Source organism: Lysobacter sp. A421, assembly GCF_054052145.1.
Map to the genome: position 1 here is coordinate 826,989 of NZ_JBSVRL010000001.1, position 17,747 is coordinate 844,735.

Here is a 17,747-nt window from a genome sequence, read left to right on the forward strand (position 1 = left end):
CTGGAATGAACCCCACCATCGCCCGCCAGACCCGCCTCAGCGGCCTGGAACCGCTGACGATCACGCCGCAAAGCAACTTCATCAACGTCGGTGAACGCACCAACGTTACCGGCAGCGCGCAGTTCAAGAAACTGATCAAGGACGACCGCTTCGACGAGGCGGTCGCCGTCGCCCGGCAGCAGGTCGAAAACGGCGCCCAGGTGCTGGACGTCAACATGGACGAGGGCCTGCTGGATTCCGAGCAGGCGATGGTCACCTACCTCAACCTGATTGCCGCCGAGCCCGACATTGCCCGCATCCCGGTGATGGTCGACAGCTCCAAATGGAGCGTGATCGAGGCCGGCCTGAAGTGCCTGCAGGGCAAGGGCATCGTCAACTCGATCTCGATGAAGGAAGGCGAGGACGAGTTCCTGCGCCATGCGCGGCTGGTGCGTCGCTACGGCGCGGCCGTGGTGGTAATGGCGTTCGACGAGGAGGGTCAGGGCGACACCGTGCAGCGCAAGGTCGATATCTGTTCGCGCGCCTACCAACTGCTGACCGAGCAGGTCGGATTCCCACCCGAGGACATCATCTTCGATCCCAACGTCTTCGCGATCGCCACCGGCATCGAGGAGCACAACGACTACGGGGTCGCCTTCATCGAAGCCGCCCGTGAGATCAAGCGCCGTTTCCCATACAGCCACATCTCCGGCGGCGTCTCCAACGTCAGCTTCTCGTTCCGCGGCAACGAGCTGGTGCGCCAGGCCATCCACGTCGTGTTCCTGTACCACGCTATCAAGGCCGGCATGGACATGGGCATCGTCAACGCCGGCGCGCTGCCGCTGTACGACACCCTCGACGCCGAGCTTCGTCATGCGGTCGAGGACGTGGTACTCAACCGCAATCCGGAGGCCACCGAAACGCTGCTGGCGCTGGCCGAACGCTATCGCGGCAAGAAGGGCGAGAAGCGGGTCGAGGACCTGTCCTGGCGCGAGCAACCGGTGCGCGCGCGGCTGAGCCATTCGCTGGTGCAGGGCATCGACCAGTGGATCGTCGAGGACACCGAACAGGCGCGCGCCGAAGCCACTCGCCCGCTGGACGTGATCGAAGGCGCCTTGATGGATGGCATGAACGTGGTCGGTGACCTGTTCGGCGCCGGCAAGATGTTCCTGCCGCAGGTGGTCAAGTCGGCGCGGGTGATGAAGAAGGCCGTGGCCTATCTGCTGCCCTTCATCGAGGCTGAGAAGCTGCGCACCGGCGACACCGGCAAGACCAACGGCAAGATCGTGATGGCGACGGTCAAGGGCGACGTCCACGACATCGGCAAGAACATCGTCGGCGTGGTGCTGGCGTGCAACAACTTCGAGGTGATCGACCTGGGCGTGATGGTGCCTTCGCAGGTCATCCTGGACCGCGCCATCGCCGAGAACGCCGACATGATCGGCCTGTCCGGCCTGATCACCCCGTCGCTGGAGGAAATGGGCCACGTCGCCCGCGAGATGCAGCGCCAGGGCTTCACCATGCCGCTGTTGATTGGCGGTGCGACCACCTCGCGGGCGCACACCGCGCTGAAGATCGACCCGTTCTACAAGCCGGCCACGATCTGGGTGAAGGATGCCTCGCGCGCGGTCGGCGTGGTCCAGACCATGATCAGCGTCGATAAGCGGGACGCGTTCGTGGCCACCACTGCGTCCGATTACGCGGAGATCCGCGAACGCCATCGCAAGCGCGGCAGCGGCAAACGGTTGGTATCGCTGGACAAGGCGCGCAGCCAGCGTTTCCAGGGTGGCTGGGACGACTACACCCCACCCGCACCGAAACAGCCCGGCCTGCATGTATTCGACGACTACCCGTTGACCGAACTGGTTGAGTTGATCGACTGGACCCCGTTCTTCCAGGCTTGGGAACTCGCGGGCCGCTACCCGGCCATCCTCACCGACGAGGTCGTCGGTGCGTCTGCCAGCGACCTGTTCCGCGATGCGCAGGCGATGCTCAAGCGCATCATCGACGAGAAATGGCTGACCGCGAAGGCCGTGTTCGGACTATGGCCAGCCAACAGTGATGGCGACGACATCGTCGCCCAGGTCGATGGCAAGCCGGAAACGATCCATTGCCTGCGCCAGCAAGTCGACAAGCCCGTTGAGCGCCCGGATTTCTGCCTGGCCGATTTCATCGCCCCGCAAGACAGCGGCAAGCAGGACTGGATCGGCGCGTTCGCGGTGACCGCCGGGATCGGAATCGAGCCGCATATCCAGCGCTTCGAGGCCGACCACGACGACTACAACGCGATCCTGCTCAAGGCGCTCGCCGATCGTCTCGCCGAAACCCTGGCGGAGCGACTCCACCAGCGGGTGCGCACCGAGTTCTGGGGCTACGCGCCGGATGAGTCACTCGATGCCGAGGCGCTGATCGACGAGAAATACCTCGGCATCCGCCCCGCCCCCGGCTACCCGGCCTGTCCCGAGCACAGCGAAAAAGCAACGATCTTCCGGCTGCTCGACCCGACCACCAACGCCGGCATGACCTTGACCGAAAATTTCGCGATGACGCCGGCCGCGGCGGTCTCTGGCTTCTACTTCAGCCACCCGCGCAGCCAGTACTTCGTGGTCGGCCGGGTGTCCAAGGAACAGGCAGTCGATTACGCCCGCCGCAAGGGCGTCGACCTGGCCCAGGCCGAACGCTGGCTGGCATCGAACCTAGACTACGATCCGGAATGAGGACGGGCCCGCGCGCCTGGAACCACCACCACGCTGGAACGACGGGTGCGAATGCCCTTGGGTGTGAAATAAAGGAGGAGGCACCGGCTCCATCGGTGCCGGGGGACATTCACACCCAAGGGCATTCGTTCCCGGCGCCCCCGCCACCCCGCAGATGGATCGAATCGCAGCCGGGAGGATCACCAGACCAGGTCGTCAGGCACCTGGTACTGCGGATCGGCGTAGGGACCGTCGGCAACCGGCGCATCCGGATCGACCTTCAGTGCGACCGACGGCGCAAAGACCTCTTCGGCCTGGGCCAGCAACTCGGCGGTAACCAGCAGGTAACGTCCGTCCATCTGCAGCACCCCCAGCTCACCGGCATTCAGCGCCTTCAGCTGGTCGGCAGTGACGTGGATGCGCTTGATCTTGCCGCCGTAGGGGAAGTGCCGGGCGATGTCCGCCGCTTCGGCATTGAGGGCCTTGCCTTTCACCAACTCGGCCAGCTTCGCGCGCGCCTCACGCCGCAGGCGCGCTTCGTCCTGCTTGGCTTTTTCCGCTGCGATGCGCTCGTTTTTCTCGCGCTGGGCGCGGATCGCATACGCCTTGGCCAGATCGATGTCCTCGCGCGAGCGCGGGTTGCCCGGCTTACCTTGCCCTGGCTTGCCCTGCCCGCCACGGGATTGCCCTGCCCGGCCAAGCCCCGGACGGGCTGCTCCCGGACGAGCTGCTCCGGAAGGAGGCGGACTGGACGGCTTCCCAGACCGGTTCGCGGCGGTGCCCGAACGGTTCGGCGCACCTGGGTGCCGCCCGCCACGGGCATCCGATGCTTTTCGATCCGGACGGCCGTCGCGCGGGTTGCCCGCAGGACGCTTGGGTTCGGGCGCAGGCTTGAAGCCCAGCCCCAGCAGCTGATCGCGAAGAGTGTCGTTCATAGGGGTCGTCGGGTCCGGCGCGAAGCCGGGACGCGGCCTTCAATAATGAGGTGGTGGTGGTTCGCTGGACGGATCAGCCGAAAGCGGATTGGCGGCAACCGAGACCCGCAATTGCCTCAGTTCCTGCAGCGCACGATGCAATAGCAGTGCATTGCCTGCCTCCTCGTCGCGAGCCGCCGCGAGGGCATCGCTGAGTTCGCCAATGCTGTGCTCCTGGAACGACAGCCGCGTTTCCAGCTCGACCAGCCGTTGCTCGATGGTGCCAGGACGATCGCTCATCGGGGCACCCTGCCCGCCGGACCGGCATCATGATCGCCCGCCGCCAGAATCGAGCGGCCACGACCGATACCGTAATAGGCGATACCCGCCGTTTCCACTTCGTCGGGCGGATACAGGTTGCGTCCGTCGAAAATGACCGCGTCGGCAAGTTCCTCGCTGAGGCGGGAGAAGTCCGGGCTGCGGAACTGCTTCCACTCGGTCACCACCACGAGCGCATCGGCACCGGACAACGCGGCGTACTCCGAATCGCACAGCAGCAGATCCTCGCGATCGCCGAAGATGCGGCGGGTTTCGGCAGCCGCCTCGGGATCGAACGCCTGCACCTTCGCGCCGACCGACCACAGCTGCTCCAGCAATCGACGGCTGGGCGCGGCGCGCATGTCGTCGGTATTGGGCTTGAACGCCAATCCCCATACCGCAACGGTCTTGCCCGCCAATGCATCGCCGTAATGACGCTGCATCAGCTCGAAAAGATGATCTTTCTGGCGCTCGTTGACCTTCTCGACCGCATTCAGCAGCCGAGGCTCATGACCATGTTGGTGGGCAGTGCGGGCCAATGCCTGCACATCCTTGGGAAAGCACGAGCCGCCGTAACCGGCGCCGGGATAGATGAACTGCCAGCCGATGCGCGGATCGGACCCGATCCCCTGGCGCACCATCTCGACATCCGCACCGACCCGTTCGGCGATGTGGGCGATCTCGTTCATGAAAGAAATCTTGGTCGCCAGCATGGCGTTGGAGGCGTACTTGGTCAGCTCGGCCGAACGCACGTCCATGACGACAAAGCGGTCGCGGCTGCGCACGAAAGGCGCATACAGGTGCCGCATCTTCTCCACGGCATCGAGATCATCGGTACCCAGGATGATCCGGTCCGGCCGCATGAAGTCGTTGACGGCATCGCCTTCCTTCAGGAACTCGGGATTGGACACAACCTCGAAATCGATCCGGACGCCGCGCTTGTCCAACTCGGCCGCGATCGCCGCGCGCACGGTGTCCGCGGTGCCTACCGGGACGGTCGACTTGTCGACCACCAACGTCGACTGCGACAGGTGCTGGCCGATGGTCGCCGCCACAGCCAGGACGTATTGCAGGTCCGCGCTGCCATCCTCGTCGGGCGGCGTGCCCACGGCGATGAATATCACCTCGCCATGAGCAATCGCCCCGATCGCGTTGGAGGTGAACTGGAGCCGCCCAGCCGCGTGGTTGGCTTGCACCATCGGGGTCAGGCCCGGTTCGAAGATGGATACCTCGCCGCGGTTCAACCCGTCCACCTTGGCCTGGTCGATATCGACGCAGACCACGTCGTGACCCACCTCCGCCAGGCAGGTACCAGTTACCAATCCGACGTAACCGGTCCCGAAAATACTGATCTTCATATACGCACCCGTTCGACACCGCTGCCGCAGCGGCGGTGGCTCATCTTATTCGGTCGGTGCCTGGACGATTTCCTGCAGCTCGACCTCGAACACCAGCACCGCGTTCGGGCCAATCGGGCCACCCGGGGTGCCGGTAGCGCCATAGCCCAGCTCACCGGGAATCCAGAAGCGGTACTTGCTGCCCACCGGCATCAATGCGATCCCCTCCTGCCAACCCGGCACCACCTGCTGCAACGGGAAGACGGCCGGCTCACCACGATCGTAGGAACTGTCGAAAGTCTCGCCATCCAGCAAGGTGCCCTTGTAATGCACCTTGACCAGGTCATCAACGGTCGGTTTCGGACCCGTACCCTCGGTCAACACCTGATACTGCAAGCCCGACTCGGTCGTCTTGACGTCCGGCTTCTTGGCGTTGGCGGCCAGGAATGCGGTGCCCTCGGTCTTGTTCTTCTCTGCTGCGGCAGCAGCTTCCGTCTCACGTTGCGTCTGCAGGCGCTCGCCGAACGCCGTGGCAACCTCACTTGCCTGCTCATCGGTCATCAGCGATTGCCCCCCATCCAGATGGGTCTTGATCGCTTTTGCGAGCGTGTCGACGTCGATCTCTTCCTTGATCTGCTCCAGCGACTTGGCCATGTCCATGCCGATCATGTAGCTGACCTGGTCCTTCTGGGTGGTCAGGCCCTTGATCTCCAGGGTCTCAGCCGATGCGCCGTCGGCGGCCTTGTCAGCGGTCTCGGCGGTGGTCTTGTCCTCCGGCTGGCACGCGGCAATGGCGAGGGTCAGGCTGGCGGCGGCCAGCAGGGCTGTGGCGGGACGGGCAAATCGCATCATCGGGTCGTAACTCCTGGTGTCAAAAGGCGCCGGCGGCGTTGTCGCCGACGCGCGCAAGCGTCGTACTGTGTCGCCCCGGGGCTGAACGAGCCCCATCGGACGAACCGCGTTGTCATACCTGGTTCGCTAGTCGAGGATCGACTGCAACTCGACATCGAACACGAGGGTCGCATTCGGGCCGATCGGACCACCGGGCGTGCCCTGGCTGCCGTAAGCCAGGTTGCCTGGAATCCAGAAGCGGTACTTCGCACCCACCGGCATCAGGCCCAATCCCTCGGTCCAACCCGGAATCACCTGGTTCAGGCCAAACTGGGTCGGCTCGCCGCGCTCGTAGGAGCTGTCGAATACCGTGCCGTCAAGCAGCTTGCCCTCGTAGTTGACCTGTACCCGGTCGGTCGGCTTCGGCCGCGGGCCCGCGCCCTGGCGCAGGACCATGTATTGCAAGCCGGACGGGGTGCTGAAAACCCCCTTGACCTGCTTGTTCTGGGCCAGAAACTTCTCGCCGTCAGCCTGGTTGGCGCCTGCCTGTAGCTCCGTGCGTGCCGCCATCTCACCTTGCATCCGCTGCGCGAACGCGTCGCGCACGCCGGTGAGCTGGCCCTCGTCCAGCAACAACGTTTCACCGGAGAACGTGGCGCGCACGCCCTGCAGCAGCACCGGCAGGTCCAGCTCGTCCTTGATCGTCACCAGCGAGCGGCCGACATCGGCACCGACCAGGTACGCCACCTTCTGCTTGTCGACCTCGGGGATCGTCGCATCCGCCGGCGCCTTGCCTGCCCGCGAAGCGATACGCATCATCAGTGCGCGCCCGGTCTCCTGCGCCTCGCCCTGGTCGATCAGCGGCTCCTTGCCCTGGAAGGCATTGCCAATGGCGCGCTCGAATGCCGTCAGGTCGATGTCCGGTGCGGCCGGGGTAATGGAGCGGGCAATGTCATGGCCAACCATGTAACTGGCTTTTTCGCGATCGGTATTGAGCACGGCGTTATCCTGGGTTGAGACGCCCTGCGCATGGGCGGTGGTGGCGGAAACCATCGCAACACAGGACAGCGACGCTGTGGTCAAAAACACGGCAACGCCGCGTACGAAGGGTGTCATCCGGTGTGCTCCTGTCGAATCGCAAGAATGGTGGCGAAGGTGGCGACGCAAAGACGCCATTGTCGCGGCCGGAGACGATACCCGCAATCGTGAACGATAAACGGATCCTCGCTCCCCTCCCGAAAAACATTGTTGACAAGGTGTGTTCTGGTGTTATAGTTGCATACAACACCGACTGACCAAAGGCAATGTCCCATGAACCGCAAGCTTCACAACACGCTCCCCGCGCTGACGGCCAGTGCTGCGTTGCTGGTGTCGGGACTGATTGCCATGGCGCCGGTGATGCAGCCGGAGGCGTCGGAAAACGCGACGTCAACGCCCGATCCCGCCGTCACGGTACAGACGGACGGCGATGCGTCGCGTACCAGCACCACCGAATCCAATCACCTGCGGATGTTCGCAATGCCTTATTTCTCATTTATCCCGCGGGGTTGACCCAATGACCGCATTCCAATGGAGCGATGGCGCTCCGATCTATCGCCAGCTGAAAGAACGCGTCGTGGCAATGATGCTCGACGGCGTGCTCAAGCCCGGCGACGCCCTGCCCTCGGTAAGGCAGGTCGCCGCCGAGTACCAGCTCAATCCAATCACCGTCTCGCGCGCCTACCAGGAGTTGGTGGACGAGGCACTCGTCGAAAAACGCAGGGGTCTGGGCATGTACATGACCGAAGGTGCGGCAAAAAAACTGCTGGCAAGCGAGCGGGATCGCTTTCTTACCGAAGAATGGCCCCTGGTGCTGGAGCGCATCGCGCGCCTGGGACTGGGTGCGGAAGAGTTGCTGAGCGCAGGTCTGTCCAAGGAGAAAGCGCAATGAACCCCTCATCCCTTCACCCGACTGTGGCAACGACCGAGCCGACGCCGGCCGGCACCGTGGTCAGCGCACGCAACCTGCGCAAGGCCTACAAGAACAAGCTCGCCCTCGACGACACCACGTTCGAGATCCCGGCCGGACGCATCGTCGGCCTGATCGGCCCCAACGGCGCCGGCAAGACCACCGCACTCAAGGCGATGCTCGGCCTGATCCCGTTCGAGGGGCAGATGACCGTACTCGGCCGCGACCCCCGCACCTCGCGTGACGAGTTGATGCGCGATGTCTGCTTCATCGCCGACGTTGCCGTGTTGCCGCGCTGGATCCGGGTGCGCGAGGCGATCGAGTTTGTCGCTGGCGTGCATCCGCGCTTCGATCGCGCCCGCTGCCAGCGTTTCCTGAAAGGCACCCAACTCACGCCGAAGATGCGCGTGCGTGAAATGTCCAAGGGCATGATCGTGCAGCTGCACCTGGCCCTGGTGATGGCGATCGATGCCAAGCTGCTGGTCCTGGACGAGCCGACCCTGGGCCTGGACATCCTGTACCGCAAGCAGTTCTACCAGCGTTTGCTGGAGGACTATTTCGACGAGGACAAGACCATCCTGATCACCACCCACCAGGTCGAGGAAGTCGAGCACATCCTGACCGACGTGATGTTCATCAGTGACGGCAAGATCGTGTTGAGCAGCGAAATGGACGCCGTCGGCGAGCGCTTCACCGAAGTGCTGGTCAACGCCGACCATGCCGATGCGGCCCGCGCGCTGACGCCGCTGGATGAACGCTCCCTGCCGTTTGGCAAGACCGTGATGCTGTTCGACGGCGTACCACGCGAGCAGTTGGCCGGCCTCGGCGAGACCCGCACTCCGGGCCTGGCCGACCTGTTTGTCGCCACCATGAAGGGGACCTACGAATGAACGCTGTCGTCCAAACCCAAGCAGCCCGGCCCAACCCGCCGGTAGCGGCGTCCCACACCACCCATAAATTCAAGCTGTTGTTGCGGCGCGAGTTCTGGGAACACAAGGGCGGATTCCTTTGGGCTCCGCTGATCGCCGGTGGCATCTCGTTGTTGTTGACGTTGATGGCGGTCATCGTCGCCGAGGTCGCCGCTCGACGTGCCCTGGGCCGGGGCGACCTGACGATTGACGGCGGTATCGTCGTCAACGGGCTGGACATTGGCGCGCTGACCGGCAAGCTCGACGCCGGGCACATGCAACAACTGGCCGAAGGACTGGACCTGTCATTGCTGCTGTCGTCGTTCTGGCCGTTCCTCGTGTTGGCGTTCGTGGTGTTCTTCTACTGCCTGGGCGCGCTTTATGACGACCGCAAGGATCGCAGCGTCCTGTTCTGGAAGTCGCTGCCGCTGTCCGACACCCAGACAGTGTTGTCCAAAGTCGTCAGCGCCACGGTCGTCGCCCCGCTGCTGGCCATCGTGATGGCGTTTGCCACGATGGTCGGGTTCATGGTGCTGGTGAGCGCGCTGGTGCTGCTGCACGGCGGAAACCCGATCACCCTGTTGTGGGGACCGGCCAACCCGTTGTCGGTCAGCGCAAGCCTGTTCGCCGCCCTGCCCGTCTACGCCTTGTGGGCGATGCCGACCGTCGGCTGGCTGTTGCTGTGCTCGGCATGGGCCCGCACCAAGCCGTTCCTGTGGGCCATCATGATTCCGCTGTTCGCGGGCATCTTCGTCAGCTGGTTCGACCTGATGGAACTGTTCGACCTGGACAGCTCGTGGTTCTGGTCCAGCATCGTGAGCCGCATGTTGCTGGGCACGATCCCCGGTATCGACCTGGCTTATCGCAACAATGTGCTCGATGTTTCCGGGCCGGACGGCGCCCAGGCGTTGTTGCATGCCTTCTCCGCGCAGAGCGTCCTGTCCAGCCTGTCCATGCCCGGGTTGTGGATCGGCGTGATCGCCGGCGCGGTCATGATCTTCGCCGCGATCCGCCTGCGCCGCTGGCGCGATGAAGGCTGACCATGAACACGTCGCAATCCATCACCTGCCGAGACCTGACATGAACAGAAAACTTCTTCCAACCCTGGTTCTGCTCGCGTGCACGCCCTGGTTGAGCGCGTGCGGCAAGGACGAGCCGGCGCAAGAGCCGACGCAATCCACGACCGGCGTATTCGCCGAAGTCAGCTCGGAGATCCAAAAGGAGATGCAGGGCGTCTCCCGGGAAGTACGCGAGGCGATGGCCACCGAGAACATCGACATCGCCGACAACGGCGAAACGCCCGCCGAGATCACGCCCCAGGGCGACCTGCTGATCGACGGCCGTCCGGTCGACATCACCGCCGAGCAGCGCGCATTGCTGCTGGAATACCGGGGCCAGATTGCCTACATGGCCGAGACCGGTGCTGCCATCGGCATGCAAGGCGCGAGCCTGGCCACCGATGCGATCGGCGAGGTCTTTGCCAGCGTGTTGTCCGGCAACACCGACAAGGTGTCGGCCAAAATCGAGGCCAAGGCGGAAAAGATCGCGCAGCAGGCAGTGACCGAGCTGTGCGGACGGATGCCCGCCTTGATGCAGACCGAGCAGCTACTGGCCGCGTCGCTGCCGGAGTTCGCTCCGTACGCCGACATCACCCAGGCCGACATTGACGACTGCCGCGACGGCGACGGCCACTTCAGCACCCAATGAAGCCCGCCCTGTCTTCCATCCCCACTTTGACTCCAAAGGATAAAATCATGCGCAAGATCCTGCTTGGCTGTGTGCTGATGCTGCCCCTGGTGGCGTTCGCCCAACAGAAGTGCGAACACACACGGGCGTTCGAACTGAGCCCCGACCTCGCTGGCATCGAGACGGTCGTGTTCGAGGTCGGTGCCTTCGACCTCGACGTCAAGGCCGCGACCGGCGCGTCGGCGCAACTGCAGGGCAAGGCCTGCGCATCCAGCGCGAAGAAACTGGAGCAGTTGCAGTTCCGGCACCAGCGCCACGGCGACCGGCTGGTGGTGTCGATGGACAGTGACGGTAACGGTGACAGCGACGGTTGGCAGCTCAGCCTGTTCGGCAACAACTACGCCTACATGCAGCTGACGGCCACCCTGCCCGACGATGTGGCGGTCCAGGTCGACACCGGTTCCGGTGATGCCGACATCGACGGCGTGGCCAGCCTCGACCTGGTGGTCGGTTCCGGCGATGCCGATGTGCGCCGCGTTCCCGGGTCGGTGAGCGTGGTGGTCGGCTCCGGCGATGCCGAGTTGGCCGACATCGGGCCGCTGGAAGTCGGGTCGGTGGGATCGGGCGATCTGGAGGCCAGCGACGTGGCCGGCGACGTCAAGATCGGCAGCATCGGTTCCGGCGACATCGGCCTGGCCCGGGTCGAAGGCAACGTCCAGGTCGGCACGATCGGTTCGGGCAGCCTGGACGTCGATACCGTCAGCGGCGACCTGCGCGTACGCAGCATCGGCAGCGGCGACGTCAATCACCGGGGCGTCAAAGGCACGGTCGACCTCCCACGTCGCTGATACCCCTCCCACCTCCAGGAGACATCGATGAAACCCCTTCATGCAATCGCTTGCGGACTGGTCCTTGCCGCCACCCTGGTTGGCTGCCAGCAATCGACCGACCGTGTCCACAATCATTCGGTGATGCAGCACGTTCGCGTGGACGGCGATCGCGTGGGTGCCAATAGTCCCGACGGCACTACCGCCTGGATCGATGCCTCCGGATCGCTCCAGATCGACGGCAAGGACGTAGCGCTGACTGCTGAGCAACGTGCCCTGACCTTGCAGTACCGCGCCGAGGCCATGGGCCTGAAAGCCGATGGCGTCGCCGTCGCCAAATCCAGCGCCAAACTGGCCGGCAAGGCGATCGGCGCAGTGGCATCCGGACTCGCGAGTGGAGATCCGGACAGCATCGGCACGAAGATCGAAGCCGACGCCAAGCAAATCGAGACCGGTGCGATGGCGCTGTGCCAACGCCTCAACGTCTTGCAGGAGAGCCAGGATGCCCTGGCCCAATCGCTCTCTGCATTCGCGCCTTACGCCACCATCACCGATGCGGTTGCGGCCGACTGCAGATCCAAAAGCACTCCGGACGATCTCGATCTACAGGGCGCGGATCTGGCCATGAAGTCCATGGGCGAAGCGAAACGGTAAAAAGCGTTTTCAACGGCGCGACCGAGCAGGCCATCAAGCGCGTCGTCGAAACTCAGGCCATTAGCCGCGGGCCCATTCACTCTGCAATGCCACCACGGGTCAGCGCAACCGGATCCAGCAGCCGGCGCAATGCCTGCTCGGTCATGCCGGTGACTTCCATCGCCACCTCCAGCACCGGACGCTGTTGCTTGTAAGCCTGCTTGGCAATGGCCGCCGCTTTTTCGTAACCGATCACCGGGTTGAGCGCGGTGACCAGGATCGGATTGCGTTGCAGCGCGTCGGCGACGACGTCGCGACGCACCTGCAGGCCGGCGATCACGTTGTCGGCCAGCAACCGCATCGTGTTGCCCAGCAGCCCGATGGAGTCCAGCAAGTCCAGTGCGATCAGCGGCAGCATCACGTTGAGCTGGAAGTTACCGCTCTGCCCGGCCACGGTGATGGCGGTGTGGTGGCCCATCACCTGCGCGCAGACCATGCAGGCCGCTTCCGGGATCACCGGATTGACCTTGCCCGGCATGATCGAACTGCCCGGCTGCAAAGCTGGCAATTCGACTTCGCCCAGGCCCGCCAGCGGGCCGGAATTCATCCAGCGCAGGTCATTGGCGATCTTCATCACCGCCACCGCCAGCACACTGAGCTGCCCGGACAATTCCACCGCATCGTCCTGCGATGCCAACCCTTCGAACTTGTTCTCGGCCGACTCGAACCGGGTTTTGCTCAGTGATGACAATGCCTTCGCCATCGCCTTGCCGAAGCGCGGATCGGCATTGATGCCGGTGCCGATGGCCGTGCCACCGATGGGCAGCCGTCGCAGACGCTTGAGTGCGTCCTCGATCCGCGCCTGCGCCGAGGCCAGCTGCGCCGACCACGCGCCGAACTCCTGGCCGAAGGTCAATGGCATCGCGTCCATCAAATGCGTGCGACCGGTCTTGGTGATCTTGCCCAGCGCCTTGCCGCGGCGGTCGATCACCCGTCGCAGGTGCTTGAGCGCCGGCAGCAGCGATTCGACCGTGGCCAGCTGCGCCGAGACCCGCAGCGCGGTCGGAATCACGTCGTTGGAGCTCTGCCCCAGGTTGACGTCATCATTGGGATGCACCGCCTTGCCACGCACCGAACGCGAGGCGAGCGTCGCAATCACCTCGTTGGCATTCATGTTGCTGGAAGTGCCGGAGCCGGTCTGGAACACGTCGATCGGAAACTGGGCGTCGAACTCGCCGCCGGCCACGGACAGGGCCACCTTGCGGATCGCCGCCGAACGTCCCTTCGGCAGCAGGCCCAGATCACCATTGACCTGCGCCGCCGCCGCCTTGACCAGCCCCAGTGCGCGTATGAATCCACGCGGCATCGGCCGGCCGGAGATCGGAAAGTTCTCCACCGCGCGCTGGGTCTGCGCGCCCCACAAGGCATCGGCGGGCACCTGGAGCTCACCCATGCTGTCGTGTTCGATGCGGTAATCCTGCTTGGCCATGACGTCCTCCGTATGAGAAGCCGAGGATACGCCGCCGCGACTCCCGCCTCGCGCTAGAATGCGTGACTGCCTCCCACACGCCCCAAAGCCATGCCCGCCAACGTTGAATCCCAGCTGCTCGCCCTGTCCCCGCTCGATGGCCGTTACGCCGGCAAGGTCGATGCGCTGCGGCCGATATTCTCCGAGTTCGGCCTGATCAAGGCACGGGTCAAGGTCGAGGTGGAATGGCTGCTGGCACTGGCCAATGAACCCGGCATCGAGGAACTCGCGCCGTTCTCGGCCGAAGCCACCGCACGGCTGCGCGAGCTCGCCGACGGGCTTTCGGTGGAGGACGCGGCGCGGGTCAAGGAAATCGAACGCACCACCAATCACGACGTCAAGGCGGTCGAATACCTGATCAAGGAGCGACTGAAGAACGACGTCGAACTGGGCCCGGCGCTGGAGTTCGTGCACTTCGCCTGCACCTCCGAGGACATCAACAACCTCAGCTACGCGCTGATGCTGAACGAGGCGCGGCAGACGGTGCTGCTACCCAGGCTTGACCAGTTGATCGAGAAGCTGCGCGCGATGGCGCACGAACACGCGGCGCTGCCGATGCTCTCGCGCACCCACGGCCAGACGGCGTCGCCGACCACCGTTGGCAAGGAGTTAGCCAACGTCGTCGCCCGCCTGCGACGCCAGGGCGAAACTCTCGCTGCCGCGCCGATGCCGGGCAAGATCAACGGCGCGGTCGGCAACTACAACGCCCACGTCGCCGCGTACCCGGACGTCGACTGGCCCGCGTTCTCGCAACACTTCGTGCACTCGCTGGGCCTCAATTGGCAGCCTTACACGACCCAGATCGAGCCGCACGACGGCATCGCCGAAATCTGCGATGCCCAGCGTCGCATCGACACCATCGCCATCGACCTGTGCCGCGACATCTGGGGCTATATCTCGCTGGGCTATTTCAAGCAATCGGTGAAGGCCGGCGAAGTTGGCAGCTCGACCATGCCGCACAAGGTCAACCCGATCGATTTCGAGAACGCCGAGGGCAATTTCGGCATCGCCAATGCCCTGTTCGGGCATTTCGCGGTCAAGCTGCCGATCAGCCGCTTCCAGCGCGACTTGACCGACTCGACCGTATTGCGCGCGCTGGGCACCGCGTTCGGCCATGCCCTGATTGGCTACGACGCATTGCTGCGCGGCCTCGACAAGCTGACCACCAATCCGGAGCGTCTCGCCGCCGACCTCGATGCGAGCTGGGAAGTGCTGGCCGAGGCCGTACAGACGGTGATGCGCCGTCACGGCCTGCCCAATCCCTACGAACAGCTGAAGGCGCTCACCCGCGGCCACGGCATCAACGAGGCCTCGATGCGCGAATTCATCGACGGTCTCGAACTGCCGGCCGATGCCAGGCAACGCCTGCTGGACATGACGCCGGGCAGCTACATCGGCCACGCCGAGAAGCTCGCAAGGGAAATCTGACCCATGCGCATTGCATTCGCCCTTGCTGCGCTGCTCGCTTTGACCGCCTGCGCAGATTCCTCACCGCGCCCTGCAGCCGAACCTGCGCTGCCGGCTGTTGCACCAGTCGATGTTCCGGAATGCCCCGCCGATGCCGGCGTGATGGACGGTTGGAACGACCGTGCGCCACCACGCAAGATTTTCGGAAACGCGTATTACATCGGAACCTGCGGCATCACTGCATTACTGGTGACTTCGTCGCAAGGCCACATACTGCTCGACGGCGCCACCGAGCCAGGCGGCCCGGCGATTGCCGCGAACATCGAAGCGCTCGGCTTCAAGCTCGCGGACATAGAATTCATCATCAACTCGCACGAGCATTCCGACCACGCTGGCGGCCTCGCCTATCTGCAACGCGTCACCGATGCGTCGGTTCTGGCGCGCGAGCCGTCCGCTGCGACGCTGGGACGCGGAGCGAGCGATCGCGGCGATCCTCAGTTCGGTGTGCTGGACAAATTCCCGCCGGTGGCGAACGTGCAAGTGCTGCCCGACGACCAGACCGTCCGCATCGGCGATCTTGCGCTGACCGCACACGCCACCCCTGGCCACGCACCGGGCAGCACCAGTTGGACGTGGGTTTCCTGCGAGAGCTCGCATTGCCTGCGGATGGTTTATGCGGACAGCTTGAGCGCGGCTTCGGATAAGACCCACCGTTTTTCCGATCACAAGGATTACCTCGCCGCGTTCCACCGCAGCATCGACACGGTTGCGTCACTGCCCTGCGACATCCTGATTTCCCCGCACCCACTGGTCTCCGACCTGTTCGCACGCTTCGACGGCAAGGCGCCGTTGATGGATGCCGACGCATGCAAGCGCTACGCCGGCGACGCGCGCACCAACCTCGAACAACGCCTGCAAGACGAAAGAAAACACAGCGTCCCATGATCGAAGTCCACGCCACCGCAAAGCATTTCCTCGGTATGCCGCCAGCGAAGTTCCTGCGCGAGTACTGGCAGAAGAAGCCGCTGCTGATCCGCAACGCATTTCCGGATTTCGACTCGCCGATGCAGCCCGATGACCTCGCTGGCCTGGCGTGCGAGGACGGTGCCTTGTCGCGGCTCATCTCCCACGACAAGCCCAATGACCGGTGGACGGTCAGCCACGGGCCATTTCCGGAGGAGATGTTCCCGGGCCTGCCGCACCAGGACTGGACCTTGCTGGTACAGGACGTGGACAAGTGGGATGCGGACGTCGCCGAACTGATCGGCCACTTCAATTTCCTGCCGCGCTGGCGGATCGACGACGTGATGGTGTCGTTTGCCGCGCCGGGCGGTTCGGTGGGCGCGCATGTCGATCAGTACGACGTGTTCCTGCTGCAGGCAGTTGGCCACCGCCGCTGGCAGATCGATGCGAGCGAGCGCCCGCCGATGGACTTTCGCGACGACGTCGAGCTGCGGTTGTTGCAGCAGTTCACGCCCAACCACGACTGGGTACTTGGCCCCGGCGACATGCTCTACCTGCCACCGGGAGTGCCCCATCACGGCGTCGCCGAGGATGCCTGCCTGACGTTTTCGTTTGGCATGCGCGCCCCGTCGGCCTCGGAGCTGCTGGGCGACCTGGCCGACACGTTGACGGTGGATGCGGACGAGTCTCTGCGCTACCGCGACCCCGACCTTGCACCCGCCGATGACCCCGGCGAGATCGATGCGACCGCGATGGCGCGGGTACTGGCGGCGCTTGACCAACTGCGCACCAACGATCCCGAGCGGCTGGGCGACTGGTTCGGAAACTTCATCACCGTGTACCGCAACGCTGTCGACGTGGTCCCGGCGCAACTGCCGCCGGGCGAGCTCCCCCGCTCGCGCATCGAGATCGAATGGGACCTTCAGCACGGCGCCACCCTGCATCGGCACCCCTACTCGCGCATGGCCTGGCGCAAGGCGACCGGCGGCGCACGACTGCATGCCAACGGCGAAGGCCACTCGCTGCCGGCGGCCGATGCAAGCCGGATTGCCAACACCACCGCCCTGGATGGCGCGACGTATGCCGCACTGTCGGAGGACGGTCGCAACTGCGTCCTCGGCCTGATGGAAGCCGGCCACTACCACCTCGCGCTCGACGAGGATGAAAGCGAGTGAGCCCGACACCCGCTTTCCACGTCGAGGCGATCGATTACGCCAGCGGCCTGCCCGACCTGCGCACCGTCCGGGAAACCGTGTTCGTGCACGAACAGGGCGTTCCGCTGTCGCTGGAATGGGACGAGCTGGACGCGCGCTGCCACCATGTCATCGCCCGTGACCTGGAAGGCAGGCCGATCGGCACCGGCCGGCTCACCCCGGATCATTGCATCGGCCGGATGGCGGTGTTGAAACACTGGCGCGGATGCGGCGTTGGTGACGCACTGTTATCCGCCCTGATCGAGCAAGGCCGGCGCCTGGGCTGGCGCGAACTGTCATTGCATGCCCAGGTACAGGTGATCGATTTCTATGCGCGCCACGGTTTCCTGCCGCATGGCGAGCGGTTCCAGGAGGCCGGCATCGAGCATCAGGCGATGCGCGTCACTCTCGCTAACTGAACAGGGGCGAACCCAGAGCCTGCGTTATCGGCAACACCGCGTCTTTTTCGCGCGTGTCAAGCGCCTCCCCGCGGGTTCGAACGGCTATAATTCGAAGCCTTGGGTGTCTGAACAGCCGCAATCAGGCCAATCCGGCGCTCTAAACTTCCCTCCCTGACGA

At 64.5% G+C, this 17,747-nt stretch carries 17 protein-coding genes and 1 pseudogene; 12 read left to right on the forward strand and 6 right to left on the reverse strand.

Annotated elements, in window-relative coordinates; translation table 11 throughout:
- Positions 1 to 5: 5 nt before the first annotated feature.
- Positions 6 to 2,696 carry a methionine synthase gene (gene metH, locus ACW7G6_RS03730; RefSeq protein WP_456997558.1) on the forward strand — a complete coding sequence of 897 codons (2,691 nt, stop codon included), beginning with the start codon at positions 6 to 8 and terminating at the stop codon, positions 2,694 to 2,696.
- Positions 2,697 to 2,875: 179 nt separating this feature from the next.
- Here metH and ACW7G6_RS03735 read toward each other — a convergent pair whose 3' ends face one another.
- From ACW7G6_RS03735 to ACW7G6_RS03755, 5 genes are all read right to left on the reverse strand, one after another.
- Positions 2,876 to 3,610 carry a DUF2058 domain-containing protein gene (locus ACW7G6_RS03735; RefSeq protein WP_456997559.1) on the reverse strand — a complete coding sequence of 245 codons (735 nt, stop codon included), beginning with the start codon at positions 3,608 to 3,610 and terminating at the stop codon, positions 2,876 to 2,878.
- Positions 3,611 to 3,649: 39 nt separating this feature from the next.
- Complete coding sequence (locus tag ACW7G6_RS03740) at positions 3,650 to 3,889, reverse strand: SlyX family protein (RefSeq protein ID WP_456997560.1); 240 nt, start codon at positions 3,887 to 3,889, stop codon at positions 3,650 to 3,652.
- The gene (locus ACW7G6_RS03745; protein ID WP_456997561.1) at positions 3,886 to 5,265 is read right to left on the reverse strand and encodes a UDP-glucose dehydrogenase family protein; all 1,380 of its coding nucleotides are present in this window, start codon (positions 5,263 to 5,265) and stop codon (positions 3,886 to 3,888) included. Before ACW7G6_RS03745 ends, ACW7G6_RS03740 begins: the two co-directional genes overlap by 4 nt.
- Positions 5,266 to 5,310: 45 nt before the next feature.
- A complete protein-coding gene (locus ACW7G6_RS03750) occupies positions 5,311 to 6,096 on the reverse strand; it encodes an FKBP-type peptidyl-prolyl cis-trans isomerase (RefSeq protein WP_456997562.1) in 786 nt (261 codons plus the stop codon).
- 126 nt (positions 6,097 to 6,222) lie between these two features.
- Entirely contained in the window at positions 6,223 to 7,191 is a 969-nt protein-coding gene (locus ACW7G6_RS03755) for an FKBP-type peptidyl-prolyl cis-trans isomerase N-terminal domain-containing protein (RefSeq protein ID WP_456997563.1), read from the reverse strand.
- Between the two features lie 195 nt (positions 7,192 to 7,386).
- Here ACW7G6_RS03755 and ACW7G6_RS03760 point away from each other — a divergent pair, with 195 nt between their 5' ends.
- From ACW7G6_RS03760 to ACW7G6_RS03790, 7 genes are read left to right on the forward strand one after another with little or no spacing between them, the layout of a single operon-like run.
- Entirely contained in the window at positions 7,387 to 7,626 is a 240-nt protein-coding gene (locus ACW7G6_RS03760; protein WP_456979530.1) for a hypothetical protein, read from the forward strand.
- A gap of 4 nt (positions 7,627 to 7,630) precedes the next feature.
- Entirely contained in the window at positions 7,631 to 8,005 is a 375-nt protein-coding gene (locus tag ACW7G6_RS03765; RefSeq protein ID WP_456979531.1) for a GntR family transcriptional regulator, read from the forward strand.
- Positions 8,002 to 8,913, forward strand: a complete 912-nt coding sequence (locus ACW7G6_RS03770) for an ABC transporter ATP-binding protein (protein WP_456997564.1) — start codon at positions 8,002 to 8,004, stop codon at positions 8,911 to 8,913. The genes ACW7G6_RS03765 and ACW7G6_RS03770 overlap by 4 nt, the downstream gene beginning before the upstream one ends.
- Positions 8,910 to 9,971 (forward strand): hypothetical protein, encoded by a 1,062-nt coding sequence (locus tag ACW7G6_RS03775; protein WP_456979533.1) that lies wholly within the window; start codon positions 8,910 to 8,912, stop codon positions 9,969 to 9,971. Before ACW7G6_RS03770 ends, ACW7G6_RS03775 begins: the two co-directional genes overlap by 4 nt.
- A 40-nt stretch (positions 9,972 to 10,011) precedes the next feature.
- On the forward strand, positions 10,012 to 10,638 hold the full coding sequence (locus tag ACW7G6_RS03780) for a DUF2884 family protein (protein WP_456997565.1): 627 nt from the start codon (positions 10,012 to 10,014) through the stop codon (positions 10,636 to 10,638).
- A 47-nt stretch (positions 10,639 to 10,685) separates the two neighbouring features.
- Positions 10,686 to 11,465 carry a DUF4097 family beta strand repeat-containing protein gene (locus ACW7G6_RS03785; protein WP_456997566.1) on the forward strand — a complete coding sequence of 260 codons (780 nt, stop codon included), beginning with the start codon at positions 10,686 to 10,688 and terminating at the stop codon, positions 11,463 to 11,465.
- Between the two features lie 27 nt (positions 11,466 to 11,492).
- Complete coding sequence (locus ACW7G6_RS03790) at positions 11,493 to 12,098, forward strand: DUF2884 family protein (RefSeq protein WP_456997567.1); 606 nt, start codon at positions 11,493 to 11,495, stop codon at positions 12,096 to 12,098.
- Between the two features lie 76 nt (positions 12,099 to 12,174).
- On the opposite strand, the gene ACW7G6_RS03795 is transcribed toward ACW7G6_RS03790, so the two are convergent.
- Positions 12,175 to 13,566: a class II fumarate hydratase gene (locus ACW7G6_RS03795; RefSeq protein WP_456997568.1), complete on the reverse strand. Its 1,392-nt coding sequence runs from the start codon at positions 13,564 to 13,566 to the stop codon at positions 12,175 to 12,177.
- Between the two features lie 90 nt (positions 13,567 to 13,656).
- Between ACW7G6_RS03795 and purB the strand changes: the two genes are divergently transcribed.
- The 4 genes and pseudogenes from purB to ACW7G6_RS03815 all read left to right on the forward strand — a co-directional run bounded on the left by purB (position 13,657) and on the right by ACW7G6_RS03815 (position 17,587).
- Positions 13,657 to 15,033, forward strand: coding sequence for an adenylosuccinate lyase (purB, locus tag ACW7G6_RS03800; protein WP_456997569.1), 1,377 nt, complete (start codon positions 13,657 to 13,659; stop codon positions 15,031 to 15,033).
- Between the two features lie 3 nt (positions 15,034 to 15,036).
- Entirely contained in the window at positions 15,037 to 15,957 is a 921-nt protein-coding gene (gene bla / locus ACW7G6_RS03805) for a subclass B3 metallo-beta-lactamase (RefSeq protein WP_456997570.1), read from the forward strand.
- A pseudogene (locus ACW7G6_RS03810) lies at positions 15,954 to 17,147 on the forward strand (JmjC domain-containing protein); the annotation flags it as partial. The gene bla and the pseudogene ACW7G6_RS03810, both read left to right, overlap by 4 nt.
- Entirely contained in the window at positions 17,147 to 17,587 is a 441-nt protein-coding gene (locus tag ACW7G6_RS03815) for a GNAT family N-acetyltransferase (protein WP_456979540.1), read from the forward strand. The pseudogene ACW7G6_RS03810 and the gene ACW7G6_RS03815, both read left to right, overlap by 1 nt.
- Positions 17,588 to 17,747 lie beyond the last annotated feature (160 nt).

Coding starts and splice junctions, on each gene's coding strand:
- ACW7G6_RS03780 (WP_456997565.1), top strand. CDS start 10,012: ATGAACAGAAAACTTCTTCCAACCCTGGTTCTGCTCGCGTGCACGCCC.
- ACW7G6_RS03735 (WP_456997559.1), bottom strand. CDS start 3,610: ATGAACGACACTCTTCGCGATCAGCTGCTGGGGCTGGGCTTCAAGCCT.
- bla (WP_456997570.1), top strand. CDS start 15,037: ATGCGCATTGCATTCGCCCTTGCTGCGCTGCTCGCTTTGACCGCCTGC.
- ACW7G6_RS03750 (WP_456997562.1), bottom strand. CDS start 6,096: ATGATGCGATTTGCCCGTCCCGCCACAGCCCTGCTGGCCGCCGCCAGC.
- ACW7G6_RS03775 (WP_456979533.1), top strand. CDS start 8,910: ATGAACGCTGTCGTCCAAACCCAAGCAGCCCGGCCCAACCCGCCGGTA.
- ACW7G6_RS03795 (WP_456997568.1), bottom strand. CDS start 13,566: ATGGCCAAGCAGGATTACCGCATCGAACACGACAGCATGGGTGAGCTC.
- ACW7G6_RS03745 (WP_456997561.1), bottom strand. CDS start 5,265: ATGAAGATCAGTATTTTCGGGACCGGTTACGTCGGATTGGTAACTGGT.
- ACW7G6_RS03765 (WP_456979531.1), top strand. CDS start 7,631: ATGACCGCATTCCAATGGAGCGATGGCGCTCCGATCTATCGCCAGCTG.
- purB (WP_456997569.1), top strand. CDS start 13,657: ATGCCCGCCAACGTTGAATCCCAGCTGCTCGCCCTGTCCCCGCTCGAT.
- ACW7G6_RS03770 (WP_456997564.1), top strand. CDS start 8,002: ATGAACCCCTCATCCCTTCACCCGACTGTGGCAACGACCGAGCCGACG.
- ACW7G6_RS03740 (WP_456997560.1), bottom strand. CDS start 3,889: ATGAGCGATCGTCCTGGCACCATCGAGCAACGGCTGGTCGAGCTGGAA.
- ACW7G6_RS03785 (WP_456997566.1), top strand. CDS start 10,686: ATGCGCAAGATCCTGCTTGGCTGTGTGCTGATGCTGCCCCTGGTGGCG.
- metH (WP_456997558.1), top strand. CDS start 6: ATGAACCCCACCATCGCCCGCCAGACCCGCCTCAGCGGCCTGGAACCG.
- ACW7G6_RS03760 (WP_456979530.1), top strand. CDS start 7,387: ATGAACCGCAAGCTTCACAACACGCTCCCCGCGCTGACGGCCAGTGCT.
- ACW7G6_RS03790 (WP_456997567.1), top strand. CDS start 11,493: ATGAAACCCCTTCATGCAATCGCTTGCGGACTGGTCCTTGCCGCCACC.
- ACW7G6_RS03755 (WP_456997563.1), bottom strand. CDS start 7,191: ATGACACCCTTCGTACGCGGCGTTGCCGTGTTTTTGACCACAGCGTCG.